Raw genomic sequence first — 14,635 nt, 5'->3', positions numbered from 1 at the left:
TTGCTATTTTACCGACGGTAAATCCCCGTCATTGAATGTTTGACGCTAAATTTCCGGACTTAATTTTAATAAGTATCCAGTTCAATTAAAATTAGCAGACATTATCTTTTTAACTTTTCTATAACTTTAAGACTTGAGCACCGAAATTAGACGTTAAGGAACGGGCATTTTATATCTTTCGCAACCGACAGTTTTTTTGTCCTTCCCTAAGCAATTGAAAATACAAGAACTTCAATGAATCGCTTAGTTATTTCTCAATTTTAAAAGTATTCAAGTTATAAATTCGTTTAAAGTATAGCAGTATGTCTTTGTTTTATCACGTTAGATAAAAAATTTTTTAAGCTTAAATTGCTAGCTTCCACTTTTAGGTTTCGCTCTTGCCCGACAACGCTCAAGGTCAAGACTAAATCAGGCTCCGGCAGAAAACCTTCGCCCATTTCCGGCCACTCGATTAAACAAACCGCATCTTGATCCAAATAATCATTAATCCCGATCCACTCCAGCTCTTCCGGGTCAGATAAACGATACAAATCAAAATGAATAACGGCCCGACCATTCGACATATACTCCTCAACGAGCGTATAAGTCGGACTTTTAACCGCTCCCTGATGTCCAAACGCTCTCAACAAGCCCCGGACCAACGTAGTCTTTCCGGCGCCTAATTGGCCTTTTAAAAAGATCAGACACTTATGCGGCAACAGCCTAGACAACTCGGCGCCGAAGGCTTCGGTTGCCTCTGTATTTCTCAGTTTTATTTGCATTAGTTTACCAAGCGCCTCAAATAAGGCATCAAATCGGTCGCCAAAAGGCCCCGCTCACCGCCATCGACAGCAGCCGCATCGGCAGCCGAACCATGAATATAAACACCTTGTTCGGCGCTTTCCCAATTGCTGAACCCTTGAGCCAACAGCCCGGCAATCACCCCGGTCAGAACATCCCCCATGCCTCCGGTTGCCATGCCCGGATTACCGACATCGGCAACTGCGATATGATGGTGATTAGCAATCAATGTACCCGCCCCTTTCAGTACACAAACACCGCCATATTGCCGCCTGATCGAATTTACTGCCGCGAAGCGATCATGTTCGACTTCGGATACTGAGCATTTCAACAAACGCGAAGCCTCGCCCGGATGCGGCGTCAATATGAAATGGTCACCGTATTGCCCCGAATCCGCCAGCCAGTTCAAGCCGTCAGCATCGATCACCATCGGCTTAGCGACTCGGGTCGCGGCATCGAATAAACCTTTCGACCAATCGCTTCGTCCCAACCCGGGTCCTAATACAAGAACATCTGCACTATCGATGATCGTGTCTATGCACTCCGACTCGACTACCCCTCGACACATCAATTCCGGCCGCGAGCTATTAATCAATATGGCATGCTCAGGCCGGGTCAACACAGTAACGAGCCCTGCTCCAACCCGTAACGCGGCTTCGCCTGCCATACGAATCGCTCCCGAATAACCGAGATCACCGCCGATAACTAAGACATGCCCATTATGACCTTTGTGCGCACAGCGACTTCTTCGCGGTGGTTGCAGAAAACGAATGCGTTGCGCCGCACAATCGACCTTGTCAAAAACCGCGTTAGGAATATCGAGCGATGCATAATAAATTTTTCCGCAATAATCAGGCGCATCTCCGGTAAACAAGCCTTTTTTCAACCCGATAAAAGACACGGTCAAATCCGCTTTGACTGCACAGCCCATGATTTTTCCGGTATCGGCATTCAATCCGCTTGGAATATCGACTGCAATGACGAAAGCCCGACTGGCATTGATGGCCGCTATCGCATCGGCATACAAACCTTCGACTTCACGATCCAAGCCGGTACCTAGTAGTGCATCGATGATCACTTCTTCGCCAAGTAAAGCTTTCGTATCATAGGCCGCAACTTTACAGCCGCTATCGATACAATCTCGATATGCCTTGAGCGCATCGCCCTTAAGCCTAGAAGCCTCGACAACAGAATAAACCGTTACCTCCATTCCGGCAGCGATCGCTAAACGCGCGATCACATAGCCATCTCCGGCATTGTTACCGCCGCCGCAAAAAATCGAGCAACTTGTCGCCTCCGGACAGAACGCCTTGACCCGCTCAAATACCGATTGACCTGCCCTGCACATTAATTCATAACCGGGAATGCAAAAGTCATCGATTGCCGTTCGGTCCAGTTCTCTTACTTGATCGGCGGAATATAATTCGTTTGGAAGGTCTTGCCTATTCATTGCTTCATCGAAGATAATTGTTTTTAAGTTCGGCTTAATAGCCCCAAAACTTATTGGCTTGATCAACGTTAAATACCTTTGGCGCCGGGCAAGCCTTGCTAATCTTATACAGCGCAATGCCGCAATCGCGTTTTTGAGGCTCCCGATAAAAGGCACCACGAGGGCTTATAAGAGCGAGCGCGTAAGGCCCCGATGTTTTACTGTTCTTAACTGTGCCTCGTTTAGTAATCAATGCAATTTCGCCGTTTTGCAAATCGACGAATGTACCGGGGGGATAGATACCGGTTTCGCGAATGAATTGATTGGCCAATTGCTCATCGATTTCATTGCCGCGTTTCGCAAACAGCGATTTGATCGCATCATGCGCCAAAACCGGAGCTCGATATTTGCGGCCGGTGATCAACGATGTATAAATATCAACCAAAGAGATGACTTTAGCCCCTTCGCTAATAGCACCTCCACTGAGCTTATTGGGATAACCGCTACCGTCGTTTTTTTCATGATGCTGTAAAACCATCGCCAGCCAATCTCTTGATTCTATACCGGCTTTTTTTAATAACATGACGCTTTGTTTAGGGTGTTCTATGATTTGCTGACGCTGCTCACTTGTCAACGGAGAATCTTGTCGATAAAGCTGATCCTGTAATTTCAGCATGCCTAAATTCATCGTCAGCGCCGCGCTAATGATCAATTCGTTATCTTTATCGGATAACTGCCTGCGTCGACCAAGTAAGCCGGACAATACAGCCGTATAAATCGAATGAATGACGGCGTAATTATTAGCGCAGCCTAGTAAATGAATCGCGCCTAATGCGGCATTAGGATCGAATACCGTAATAATCCGTAAAAGCTCGGCAATTTTCGTTATTCGCGGTTGTGCACCCTCGGCTTCTTGAGCTGCTATATCTTGCAGCAGTGGATACAGTTTTTGGTTGCAATAAGCGATAGCGGTAAACGGATTGGTTTGTAGTTTTTTTTGATCCGGCTCTTGCTTTAAAGCCTCTCGTAGCTCGATCTCTTGTTCGGTAAGATTCCTATAAACACCCTTTTCAAGCAACACGTTAAGTTGCTTTTCAGTGCTAACAATCGTATTTTTCTTCAACAACAACGATTGTTCAAAGGTAAAAATGGAAAAAGGCAGCGGCGTATTTAATTCGATATCGCTGGACTGGACTTTGACTAATTCTATTTCCATAGCGCACCTAAAGCTTCGGAATCTTTTCGTACCATTCAGTATAGCCTGAAGACTACAAATTTTACGAAAAGCTGAACTCTAACGTCTCAGTATATCTTTCACACTTCGTAGCAATACTTTAGATAGTTCAGTAGTGGTCGGTAAGATCAGCCTCGTTCGTATTCCATTATTTAATTGAGTTTTTCCAGATACTGAATCACAAATTGTAGGGCTCGATTGCCTCGGTATTCATTGATATCCAACTTGTAAGCAGCATGAATCGTTCGAATTCCCAGCCATTGTTCGGGCTTTTCGATAAAGAAAGCAATCGCGTCGATCAACTGCTTGTTTTCGGCCTGGCGTAGCACCAATTTTAAATGATGCTGCCCGACGATACGGGCCTGAATGACTTCGAACACACCATCGAAAACCGGCTCCGGAAACTCCTGTCCCCAAGTGCCTGAACGTTGCAACAACTCAGCGAATTCCAATGTCAACTCGTTTTCCGACAATTCCCCGTCGGAATACACCTTCTGTTCCAGGTCCATATTCGCTATACGCCGACCGACCATCTCATCGAAGGCTAACGCAAAAGGCGGATAATCATGCATTTGTATGCTCATTCCGGCCGCCATCGCATGACCGCCGAACTTATTAAGAATATTGGGATGAGCCGAGGCCATGTCGCTCAGAACGTCGCGGATATGCACACCGGGAATCGATCGCGCCGAACCTTTGATTTCGCCGTTACCGGCCGGTGCGAAAGCTATGACCGGCCGATGAAGTCTATCCTTGATTCTCGATGCGAGAATACCGATCACACCTTGATGCCAATTTTCATCGAACAAGCAAACGCCGGCCGGTAGATGTTTTTCATCTAAGGCTTTCATTTCGTTCAACAGACTCATCGCTTCGATCTTCATCTGACCTTCGATGTCCCGGCGATCCCTGTTCATCTCGTCAAGCTGCTGTGCGATATCCTTGGCCAAAGAAACATCATCAGTCAGCAAACACTGAATACCCAGCGCCATATCGTCCATGCGCCCGGCAGCGTTGAGCCTTGGTCCCACTGCAAAGCCCAGGTCGGATGAAGATAGATACCGATAATTACGCCCCGATACTTCGATCAAGGCCAATATTCCCGGATGGCAACGGCCCGAACGAATTCGCTGCAAGCCTTGATGAATCAAGATTCGATTGGTCTGATCGAGCGGCACGACATCTGCGACCGTGCCCAAGGCAACCAAATCCAGTAATTGCGCTAGATTCGGTTCGGGGATGGCTTGTTGTTGAAACCAATCGATTTCCCGAAGACGACTTCTTAATGCAGTCAGGACATAAAACATCACACCGACACCAGCCAATGCTTGGCTAGGAAAAGGTTCGTCGGGTAAATTAGGATTGACGATTGCATCGGCCTCAGGAAGTGATTCTCCGGGTAAATGATGATCGGTGACCAAAACTTTGATACCCAGCGCCTTAGCCGCGTCAACGCCGGCTATGCTCGATATGCCATTATCGACGGTGATAATCATTTCGGGCTCTTGGCGTTTGACCAACTCTACAATCTCCGGCGTCAACCCGTATCCGTATTCGAAACGATTCGGCACGATGAAGTCGACATTGACCGCTCCGAGCATGCGCAAGCCTCTGATAGCAAGAGCGCAACTAGTCGCCCCGTCGGCATCGAAATCGGCCACAATAGTGATTCGCTGCTGCTGACTTAGCGCTTCAATCAAATGAGCAACCATGTCCTTCATCCCGGACAAAAGCCACGGCGAAGGCAATCCAGCCAACGAACGGTCTAATTCATCCGCGGATTTAATACCCCGGCTTAGAAATATGCGCTGCAAAACCGGGTGCATATCACCCAAATCCAGCTTTTTCTTACCCGGAGGACGGGGAATAATTGTTTTTTTAACGCCTTGGGAGTACATGGGTAAGGTGCAAGGAGAAAGGGGCAAGGTTCAAGGGACAAGGGTCGAGTGGAAATTACCCAACCCAGTTTCGTTAGTATAACCGTCAACTACATGACTGTCTTTCCAGATGGCACGCCATCACTGCTCTCAAACCCTGGCGAATTCAACCCATAAATGCAACACCCAGCAAATTATCGTCACTTAATACCCTCGAGTCTCCCTCACCTAACACCAGATGATCCGCGTAGGGTACGCTGTGCGTACCATGGTAACCCCGCGATGTTCATGTGCCAACCGAACCGCCAGGGCACGGCTTTGGTACGCGCAGCGTACCCTACAATTTATGTATAACGATGAGCGCTCCAGCGTAGGAACGATAAGGAGGATTTGGATAATTACGTTTATAGACTATCGAGTATCGCTTTCTTGACTGCGTCTAAATCGGCTTCGATCGTAACCGGGTGCGCGTCTTTACATTGCTTGATCGCGATATCGGGGTCTTTGATGCCGTTGCCGGTCAATGTGCAAACGATCGTGCTGCCTTCGGGAATATTCCCCAATTCGATATCGTGCAACGCGCCGGCCAGCGATGCCGCCGAGGCAGGCTCGCAAAATACACCTTCGTTCGAACTCAACAATTTTTGCGCTGCCAAAATTTGCTCGTCGGTCATCGCGGCAAACCAACCTTCCGATTCGCGTTGCGCGGTCCAAGCCAAATCCCAGGATTGCGGGCGTCCGATGCGTATCGCGGTCGCGACCGTTTCGGGATGATCGATCATTTCCCTGGCGATGAAAGGCGCGGCGCCGGCCGCTTGATAACCGCACATCACGGGACGCTTATTCGTCACGGCTTTCAGCGAACCGATATCGGTCGAATATTCCTTATAGCCTTTCCAATAGGCCGAAATATTGCCGGCATTGCCGACCGGCAGACAGTGATAATCGGGCGCGGTACCCAGTTCGTCGATGATTTCGAATGCTGCGGTTTTCTGTCCTTCGAGACGGAACGGATTGATCGAATTGACGATTGAAACCGGCGCATGATCGACGATTTCCTTAACTAAAGCCATGCCCTGATCGAAATTGCCGTTGATCTGAATGATCTTGGCTCCGTACATCAAAGTTTGCGCTAATTTACCCAACGCGATTTTGCCTTCCGGAATCAACACGAACGCTTTGATGCCTGCACGTACCGCATAGGCCGCCGCGGAAGCCGAAGTGTTGCCGGTCGATGCGCAAATGATCGCCTGACTGCCCTCTTCGACCGCTTTCGTGACTGCCATCGTCATGCCGCGGTCCTTGAACGAACCGGTCGGATTCAAGCCTTCGAATTTGACGTAGATGTCGACATCCTTACCGATCAATCTTGGAATGTTTTGCAGCTGTATCAAAGGTGTATTACCTTCGCCCAGACTGATCAAGCGAGTATCATCAGCGACCGGCAGTCGATCTCTATAAGTTTCGATTAAACCTGTATAGCGTTTACGAATTGTCATTATGTTTTATCCCAGAGTTTCCAGACGAATGCGACACACTTTGCCGGTTACGGTCGTCAATTGTTCTATCACGGTAATCGCTGCATTCATTTCCGATTCCAGTGTATTTTGAGTCAGCATGATAATCGGCACCGATTTTTCGTTTTCATGCGGTTCTTTTTGAATAATCGCCTCGATACTAATGTCGTGCAAAGCCAAAATACGGGTAATATCGGCCAATACACCCGGCCTATCTTCGGCATTCAGCCGTAAATAATAAGCCGTATGAATTTGCTCCGCCGAAAGCATCGGAATATCGGCCAGCGCGTTCGGTTGAAAGGCCAAGTGCGGCACGCGGTTTTCGGGGTCGCTCGTTAATGCGCGAACGACATCGATCACATCGGCAACGACTGATGAAGCCGTCGGCTCGGCGCCTGCGCCTGCGCCATAATACAGCGTCGGCCCGACCGCATCGCCTTTAACCAATACCGCATTCATCACACCATCGACGTTGGCTATCAATCGGCGTGCGGGAATCAAGGTCGGATGCACGCGCAGCTCAATGCCTTCGGAGGTTTTTCGCGCGATGCCCAGATGCTTGATGCGATAACCCAAGGTATCGGCATAATCGACATCGTCGCGCGTGATTTGCGTAATGCCCTCGGTATAAACCTTATCGAATTGCAAAGGGATACCGAATGCGATTGAAGCCAAAATCGTCAATTTATGCGCCGCATCGATTCCTTCGACGTCGAAAGTCGGATCGGCCTCGGCATAACCTAAAGCCTGAGCCTCAGCCAAGACATCGGCGAAATCGCGGCCTTTGTCTCGCATTTCGGTCAAAATGAAATTGCCGGTACCGTTAATAATGCCCGCCACCCACTCGATTTGATTGCCGCTCAAGCCTTCACGAATCGCCTTGATAATAGGAATTCCGCCGGCAACGGCGGCTTCGAACGCAACCATGACACCTTTGCCGCTGGCTTTCGCAAAAATTTCATTCCCATGCAGCGCAATCAAGGCTTTATTCGCGGTTACAACATGCTTACCGTTTTCAATCGCTTTGAGCACTAAGTCTTTCGCAATCGTTTCACCGCCGATCAACTCCACAACGATTTCAATCTCGGGATCGTTGACGATCTCATAAGGATCGGCCGTCAACGCGATGCCTTGCGTATCGCAAATACGGCTTCGCTCAAGATCGCGAGTACTGGCGCGCGTTACGACAATTTCACGCCCTGCCCGGCGCGCAATTTCGGCGGCGTTGCGTTTCAAGACATTGACGGTGCCACCGCCGACGGTACCTAGACCTAAGACCCCTACTTTGACCGGCTTCAAATTCGACTCCTACTAATTTCCCATAACCCGAACAAATCGGTCATTATACAACTTTGTCTTTCTTGAGCATATGTCGAATGCCGCGAATCGCTTGTCGGGTTCTGTGTTCGTTTTCGATCAAACCGAAACGAACGTGATCGTCTCCGTACTGTCCGAAACCGATCCCCGGCGACACGGCTACTTTCGCATCGGCGAGCAATTTTTTCGAAAACTCGAGCGAGCCCATTTCTTTATACGGTTCGGGAATCGGCGCCCAAACGAACATTGTCGCTTTCGGCTTCGGCACCGGCCAACCTGCAGCCGTCAAACCTTCGCATAAGACATCGCGCCTTTTCCGGTACATCTCGGCAATTTCGGCCACACAATCCTGCGGACCCTCCAACGCGGTAATCGCCGCAATCTGAATCGGTGTAAACGTACCGTAGTCAAGATAAGATTTAATACGCGCCAACGCCGCAACCAAGTCTTTGTTGCCGCACATGAAACCGACCCGCCAACCGGGCATGTTGTAACTTTTGGATAACGAAAAAAATTCAACCGCGATATCGGTCGCGCCCTTAACCTGAAGAATCGACGGTGCTTTGTAACCGTCGAATACGATATCTGCGTAAGCGACATCCTGAACAACCCAAATGTTATGCTCTTTGGCCACTTCAACGATTTTTTCGAAAAATTCCAGATCGACGCATTGTGTGGTCGGGTTACCCGGGAAATTGAGTATCAACATTTTCGGCTTCGGCCATGAATCGACGATGGCTTTATGCAGTTCTTCGAAAAAATCCACACCGGCAACCAACGCCACATGACGAATATCGGCACCGGCGATCACGACGCCGTACGGATGGATGGGATAGGCTGGATTCGGAACGAGAACGACGTCGCCGGGACCCAGCGTCGCCAAAGCCAAATGCGCTAGCCCCTCCTTGGAACCGATTGTAACGATCGCCTCGGTATCCGGATCCAAATCCACGTCAAAGCGATGCTTATACCAATTACATATCGCTCTTCGTAAACGAGGGATACCCTTGGAAACGGAATAACGGTGAGTATCCTCTCGCTGAGCCGCCTCGACTAGCTTATTGACGATATGGTCGGGTGTCGGCTGATCGGGATTACCCATCCCGAAGTCGATAATATCTTCCCCGGCCGCTCGTGCTTTCGCTTTTAGCTCGTTGACAATATTGAAAACATAGGGAGGCAAGCGACTGATTCGATGAAATTGTTCCATTTGCGGCTCTGAAGAAAGATTTGTTAGTCGGTAAGTTTAAAAAACCGTCTAAATTACTGTTAATCAAAGGCTCTGTCAATTATACATCAGAGGAAAGATGAAAGAAGAAAGAGGAAAGATGCAGGCTGTCGAAATAAAATATTAATCATTATAATTCAATTGTTTATTATTTTTTTGAGGTGAAAAACAGACAGTCAACCTACTTTTACTTGCTTCCTAGAGCCAAAAATCAACGACTTAGCAGGAGGCATCAAAATGAAAATTGAACTTATTAAAGAATTTATCAATACTTTTTTACCGGGTTATCGCCGGAATTAAAGGGTATGTTGCGCGTACCAAAGCCGTACCCGCCAATATTAGCCAAAGCCCTTAGTGCGTGTCTCAAAAGTCCCACGGTTACGCCTTGCGCCCGTCAAGCCTGTTTTCCATTAACGTTTATGAAGGTCCGGCCATCGCCTCGGCAAATGAACGTTTAACCGCGCAGCGTACCCAATCCTCTTTCATCTTTCATCTTTCATCTTTCATCTTTCATCTTTCATCTTTCACCTTTCACCTAAAACCCTTTCCACGCGTTTTAAATCGTCCTCGGTATCGACACCGGCTTCCGGAGTTTTGGCGACGGTGTTAACGAGAATCGACTCGCCGTGCCAGAGTATTCGAAGCTGCTCCAATGACTCGACCGCCTCAAGCGGTGAAGCTTCCCAACCGCAATAACGCCGCAAGAAATCGACGCGGTACGCATACATGCCGATATGGCGCAAATAATCGATTTTTCCGGAAAAGTCCCTGCCCTGCCGACTGAAATGATCGCGGTCCCACGGAATCGGCGCACGACTGAAATAAAGCGCATAACCGTTCTTATTCAGCACCGTTTTGACGGAGTTGGGATTGAAGATTTCTTCCGGATCGGTAATGCGTGCCGCAAGCGTTGCAATACCTGCACGATGCTGACCCGCCAATGCTTCCGCAGCATCCCGGATATAATCCGGCGGAATCAACGGTTCGTCGCCTTGCAGATTGACGATAATCGTATCATCGCTCCATCCGCATAACTCGGCGACTTCCGCGATACGTTCGGTCCCGCTTTGATGATCTCCGCGAGTCATCACGGCTTGAATACCGAGTTCCAACACTTTATCGAAAATCCTCGCATCGTCGGTTGCCACGACGATTTCTTCGGCATCGGCTTCTCTTGCCCGTTCGCAGACATGCGCGATCATCGGTTTTCCGGCGATAGTCAGCAACGGCTTGCCCGGCAGCCGAGTCGATCCGTAGCGGGCCGGAATCACGACTTTGAACGGAATACTCATTTACGCAGGGCTTCGGCTTCTTCTTGACTCAATTCGCGGGCTTCGTCTTCAAGCATGACCGGTATGCCGTCGCGTATCGGGAACGCCAAGCGATCGGCAATAGAAATCAATTCCTGTTTTTCTTTGTCGTAAATCAGCGGCCCCTTACTGACCGGACTGACCAGAATTTCAAGTAATTTTGTATCCATCATATTTTTCTCTCAATAAGGTTAAAAATCGATTCGTAAAGGCCGGCTCCAGGTGGGCCGTCACCGGTACATACCAATGCGTATCGCGCGCGAAACCGAAGCATTTGACCGCGTCTTTTTCGGTCATCAATACCGGACACTCCCCGAATTCAATATCGTCGGCGCGATACGAATAATGATCCGGGAATTTATGATTGATGCAATGCAGGCCGGCGGCGGTCAACTTGTTGAAAAATCGGTCGGGATTGCCGATTCCGGCCACCGCATGACAACTCAAACCGATAAAGTCTTGCAATGGCTTGGCCGAACCGGTCGTCAGATTGACAGCCATATCGCCGTTGAGTGTCATCGAAAAACGTTCGTCTTCGGTTTTTGTTCCATTCTCGATGATAAAGTCGACTTCAAACAGTCGTTCGACCGGTTCTCTCAAAGGCCCGGCCGGTAGACAATAACCATTACCGAACTGTCTTTCGCCGTCGACGACAGCAATTTCGATATCGCGCGCCAATTTGTAATGCTGCAAACCGTCGTCCGATAAAATGACATCGCAGCCGTCTTGCTCCAACAATAAATGTCCTGCTTCAAAACGATTTGCGCCGACCGCGACAGGGCAATCGGAGTGCTTGGACAATAACAAAGACTCATCGCCCACTACTGCGGCATTGCCCGAAGGATCGACTTTAACCGGAGCGTCACGGACCTCACCCCCATATCCGCGGCTAATGACGCCAGGTTTATAACCGTTCCGCTTCAAAAGCCTAGCTAACGCGATAATTAACGGCGTTTTCCCAGTACCGCCGACGCTGATATTTCCGACGATGATGACCGGAACCGGCAGACGCCGATTTTTGACCCAACCTGCGCGATAAAAAAAACGCCTGAGCTCGACGACTCCTCTAAAAACCCAACTAAGCGGTAATAAAACCTTAGCGGGAAATCGGCCTTGATACCAAACGGTATCGAGCGATATACTTCGTGCGGTCATGTTTTCGGCTTTTATGGCAATGCTATTTTGTTCGGTAGCAAGGCGCGAAAACAGCCGCATAGCAAGCTATGTAACTGTTTTCGCAACGTAGCTACCGGACAAAAGAGCGCGTTAGAAAACCGAAAATGTGGCCGCTCTAAGGAACGAGCATGAAATAACTTAGACAACTGTTGGAAGGGGGTTCGGTGGCTCGATTGACAGGTGTCGGCGGCAGGGATAGCTGCCGTCAAGCCTACATGGACGTATTCACGGCGTCCTGTCAAGCGAGTTACCGAACCGCCGCAAAGCCTACTACTTGTAGAAGTTATTTTGTGCATATTCCTAAGTGTAAGTCGTTCATTTATCCGCCATTGGGTTTTATTGCCGCAAAGGTAATATGTTTAAAACCGATTTGCCCGGCAATATCCAAAGCCATTACGACCGATTTATGCGGCGTTTTACCGTCCGCATTGATGACGAAAGGGATCGATCGCGACGAACCGGCCAATTTGAGCAGCTCTTGTTTGAGCGTTTCTTTTTCTTGATTAACCAATTGACGAGGCAAACCGTCTTCGCCGGTCAAATAATAGACGCCGTCCGAATCGATGCTCAACTCGATCTGCCTCAGTTTTCTTTCGGGTTCGCTGCCTTCGGCTTCAGGTAAATCTATGTTTAATACGGTTTCCCGATTGAAGGTTGTCGTTACCATGAAGAAAATCAACAATAAAAAGACCACGTCGATCATCGGCGTAATGCTGATTTCGAGCTTTTCTCTTTTTTTACGATGAAAATCCATCAGGCTTCCTCACGCTCTCCGTGCAACACATCGATCAAGCGTAACGCTTCCTCTTCCATATTCAAAACATATTCATCGACCAAGCGCTCGAAATAGCGGTGAAAAATCAGGCTCGGAATCGCAACGCTCAAGCCGGCAGCGGTCGTAATCAATGCCTCGGAAATACCTCCGGCCAATATCGTAGGATCGCCGACGCCATGCATCATGATAGCCGTAAATACCTTGATCATCCCGACCACGGTTCCCAAAAGACCCAACAATGGCGTGATCGAGGCAATCGTACCCAAAGTATTCAGAAATTTTTCCAATTCATGAACGATTTGACGTCCCACCTCTTCGATGCTAGTGCGCATGATGTCCCGGCCGTGGCGGCTATTGGCAAGCCCTGCGGCTAAAACCGCGCCCAACGGCGAACTCATTTTAAGGCTGCGCAACGCCGAAGCATCGAGCTTGCCCTCGCGGGACAATTTCCAGATCTGAGGAACGAGATCGGGCGGCAAAATTTTACTTTTGCGTAGCGTCCAAAAACGCTCGCCAATGATCGCCATCGCACCGATGGAGCATAAAATAATCGGCAGCATTAACCAGCCGCCGCTTTTAATCAAATCGAACACTATTTTTACCTATGTTTATAAAACTTAAGACAAAATATACCGTTTCAGCCAAATCAGCCGGAATGACGCTTTCGATAACCCGGCTTCCCACTTAAAGCGGGACAAAAGCACTAAGGATTAACCGTTCGCCCTGAGCCTGTCGAAGGGTGGATGGTTAATCCGCCCATGGTTCGACAGGCTCACCACGAACGGATTAACCTTAAACTGTCCCGCGTTAAGTGAGTAGCCTAACTAATTTAAACGAATCCCGCTTGCTTGGCGTTATCACGGCCCACCCAAACATAGGCAATCAATAACGCCAAACAGCAACAAACCGCTGCAATGCTATACACGAACCGGGCGCCTTGCGAATCCCAAAAATAACCGCTGTACAGGCTACCAAGCACTCCGCCTAGGCCGAAACTGACGCTGCTATAAAGCGCCTGCCCCTTGCCTTGGTGTCGATGGCCGAAATAATAATCGACCAGATGAATCGCCGTCACATGCGTTGCTCCGAAAGTCGCGGCATGAAGCACTTGCGCGAATACCAGTAAAGCAAGATTATCCGCACACCAACCAATTAACAGCCAACGAACGATACTCAATAAGATACTGACCAATAAAATATGTCTTAGCGAGTACTTTACCAATACCCTACGCATCAATACAAACAACACGATTTCGGCAAAAACTCCCAACGACCACAACATACCGGTCGTTGTTCCCGAATAATCGTGCTGATTCAAAAAAATCGAATAAAACACATAATAGGGGCCATGCGCGACTTGCAAAAGCATATAAACGAAAAAAAACGCCCAGACTTCAGGCTTTTTTAAAATTCCGCCGATGGCGATACCGTCAATGCCTTGCTGGGATGCATAAGCTTCGGGCGTCAATAACGCCATAAGCCAAATCGATCCCAAAAGCCCGGTAATAATTTCCGGCATGAAGGCCAAACCTTGCCAGTCGAGCAAGCCGCCGATACCGGTAACGGTAACGATAAAACCGATCGACCCCCATAGCCGAATTTGGCTGTAGCGCTGCGGTTCTTGCTTTAAATGAAACAAAGTTGCCGCTTCGAATTGCGGCAGCGCGGCATTCCAGAAAAAACTAAACGCCACCGTCAATAAGGCAAATGCGAAATAACCTTCAACGAACAAAAAACCGCTGAATAAAATAACCGCAAAAAAACATGCTATGCGGATAATCCGTAAACTTCGCCCGCTTCGATCGGCAATCCAGCCCCAAATATTCGGCGCTATGATTTTCGTACCGACCAATAATGCCGAAAGCTCGCCGATTTCAATCGCATTGAAATCGACGCTTTCCAAATATAGGCTCCAGTAGGGTAAAAAACCTCCTAGCGTAGCAAAATAACAAAAGTAGAATCCCGACAGTCGCCAATAAGGTACGGACATAC

The 14,635-nt window shown here is 48.7% G+C and carries 13 protein-coding genes; all 13 read right to left on the bottom strand.

The genetic code is table 11. The features are described 5' to 3' along the window. Positions 1–287: 287 nt before the first annotated feature. Positions 288–761 (bottom strand): tRNA (adenosine(37)-N6)-threonylcarbamoyltransferase complex ATPase subunit type 1 TsaE, encoded by a 474-nt coding sequence (gene tsaE, locus MEALZ_RS07635; protein ID WP_014148047.1) that lies wholly within the window; start codon positions 759–761, stop codon positions 288–290. After that, positions 761–2,230: a bifunctional ADP-dependent NAD(P)H-hydrate dehydratase/NAD(P)H-hydrate epimerase gene (locus MEALZ_RS07630; RefSeq protein WP_014148046.1), complete on the bottom strand. Its 1,470-nt coding sequence runs from the start codon at positions 2,228–2,230 to the stop codon at positions 761–763. Before MEALZ_RS07630 ends, tsaE begins: the two co-directional genes overlap by 1 nt. A 34-nt stretch (positions 2,231–2,264) precedes the next feature. Then, on the bottom strand, positions 2,265–3,425 hold the full coding sequence (locus MEALZ_RS07625; RefSeq protein WP_014148045.1) for an HD-GYP domain-containing protein: 1,161 nt from the start codon (positions 3,423–3,425) through the stop codon (positions 2,265–2,267). A gap of 170 nt (positions 3,426–3,595) precedes the next feature. Further along, positions 3,596–5,341, bottom strand: a complete 1,746-nt coding sequence (gene recJ, locus MEALZ_RS07620) for a single-stranded-DNA-specific exonuclease RecJ (RefSeq protein ID WP_014148044.1) — start codon at positions 5,339–5,341, stop codon at positions 3,596–3,598. A gap of 383 nt (positions 5,342–5,724) precedes the next feature. Further along, positions 5,725–6,819: a threonine synthase gene (gene thrC, locus MEALZ_RS07615; protein ID WP_014148043.1), complete on the bottom strand. Its 1,095-nt coding sequence runs from the start codon at positions 6,817–6,819 to the stop codon at positions 5,725–5,727. A gap of 6 nt (positions 6,820–6,825) precedes the next feature. Further along, positions 6,826–8,136: a homoserine dehydrogenase gene (locus MEALZ_RS07610; protein WP_014148042.1), complete on the bottom strand. Its 1,311-nt coding sequence runs from the start codon at positions 8,134–8,136 to the stop codon at positions 6,826–6,828. 43 nt (positions 8,137–8,179) lie between these two features. Next, positions 8,180–9,364, bottom strand: a complete 1,185-nt coding sequence (gene alaC, locus MEALZ_RS07605) for an alanine transaminase (RefSeq protein ID WP_014148041.1) — start codon at positions 9,362–9,364, stop codon at positions 8,180–8,182. A gap of 542 nt (positions 9,365–9,906) precedes the next feature. Continuing rightward, on the bottom strand, positions 9,907–10,674 hold the full coding sequence (gene kdsB / locus MEALZ_RS07600) for a 3-deoxy-manno-octulosonate cytidylyltransferase (protein WP_014148040.1): 768 nt from the start codon (positions 10,672–10,674) through the stop codon (positions 9,907–9,909). Next, on the bottom strand, positions 10,671–10,862 hold the full coding sequence (locus MEALZ_RS07595) for a Trm112 family protein (RefSeq protein WP_017839310.1): 192 nt from the start codon (positions 10,860–10,862) through the stop codon (positions 10,671–10,673). Before MEALZ_RS07595 ends, kdsB begins: the two co-directional genes overlap by 4 nt. Further along, positions 10,843–11,847 carry a tetraacyldisaccharide 4'-kinase gene (lpxK, locus tag MEALZ_RS07590; protein ID WP_046061446.1) on the bottom strand — a complete coding sequence of 335 codons (1,005 nt, stop codon included), beginning with the start codon at positions 11,845–11,847 and terminating at the stop codon, positions 10,843–10,845. Before lpxK ends, MEALZ_RS07595 begins: the two co-directional genes overlap by 20 nt. A 340-nt stretch (positions 11,848–12,187) precedes the next feature. Further along, a complete protein-coding gene (locus MEALZ_RS07585; RefSeq protein ID WP_014148037.1) occupies positions 12,188–12,622 on the bottom strand; it encodes an ExbD/TolR family protein in 435 nt (144 codons plus the stop codon). Next, on the bottom strand, positions 12,622–13,236 hold the full coding sequence (locus MEALZ_RS07580) for a MotA/TolQ/ExbB proton channel family protein (protein WP_014148036.1): 615 nt from the start codon (positions 13,234–13,236) through the stop codon (positions 12,622–12,624). Before MEALZ_RS07580 ends, MEALZ_RS07585 begins: the two co-directional genes overlap by 1 nt. 236 nt (positions 13,237–13,472) lie before the next feature. Next, on the bottom strand, positions 13,473–14,633 hold the full coding sequence (locus tag MEALZ_RS07575; protein ID WP_014148035.1) for an MFS transporter: 1,161 nt from the start codon (positions 14,631–14,633) through the stop codon (positions 13,473–13,475). Positions 14,634–14,635: the final 2 nt, after the last annotated feature.

The sequence above is a fragment of the Methylotuvimicrobium alcaliphilum 20Z genome (genome assembly GCF_000968535.2).
Classification (GTDB): Bacteria; Pseudomonadota; Gammaproteobacteria; order Methylococcales; family Methylomonadaceae; genus Methylotuvimicrobium; species Methylotuvimicrobium alcaliphilum.
The sequence above is the reverse complement of the archived record's forward strand: the minus strand, read 5'-3'. Positions and strand labels throughout refer to the sequence as shown.

Bases quoted from the DNA above. Each gene is read 5' to 3' on its own strand.
- kdsB (WP_014148040.1), bottom strand. From the start codon at position 10,674: ATGAGTATTCCGTTCAAAGTCGTGATTCCGGCCCGCTACGGATCGACT.
- MEALZ_RS07595 (WP_017839310.1), bottom strand. From the start codon at position 10,862: ATGGATACAAAATTACTTGAAATTCTGGTCAGTCCGGTCAGTAAGGGG.
- tsaE (WP_014148047.1), bottom strand. From the start codon at position 761: ATGCAAATAAAACTGAGAAATACAGAGGCAACCGAAGCCTTCGGCGCC.
- alaC (WP_014148041.1), bottom strand. From the start codon at position 9,364: ATGGAACAATTTCATCGAATCAGTCGCTTGCCTCCCTATGTTTTCAAT.
- MEALZ_RS07630 (WP_014148046.1), bottom strand. From the start codon at position 2,230: ATGAATAGGCAAGACCTTCCAAACGAATTATATTCCGCCGATCAAGTA.
- MEALZ_RS07585 (WP_014148037.1), bottom strand. From the start codon at position 12,622: ATGGATTTTCATCGTAAAAAAAGAGAAAAGCTCGAAATCAGCATTACG.
- MEALZ_RS07625 (WP_014148045.1), bottom strand. From the start codon at position 3,425: ATGGAAATAGAATTAGTCAAAGTCCAGTCCAGCGATATCGAATTAAAT.
- thrC (WP_014148043.1), bottom strand. From the start codon at position 6,819: ATGACAATTCGTAAACGCTATACAGGTTTAATCGAAACTTATAGAGAT.
- MEALZ_RS07575 (WP_014148035.1), bottom strand. From the start codon at position 14,633: ATGTCCGTACCTTATTGGCGACTGTCGGGATTCTACTTTTGTTATTTT.
- lpxK (WP_046061446.1), bottom strand. From the start codon at position 11,847: ATGACCGCACGAAGTATATCGCTCGATACCGTTTGGTATCAAGGCCGA.
- recJ (WP_014148044.1), bottom strand. From the start codon at position 5,341: ATGTACTCCCAAGGCGTTAAAAAAACAATTATTCCCCGTCCTCCGGGT.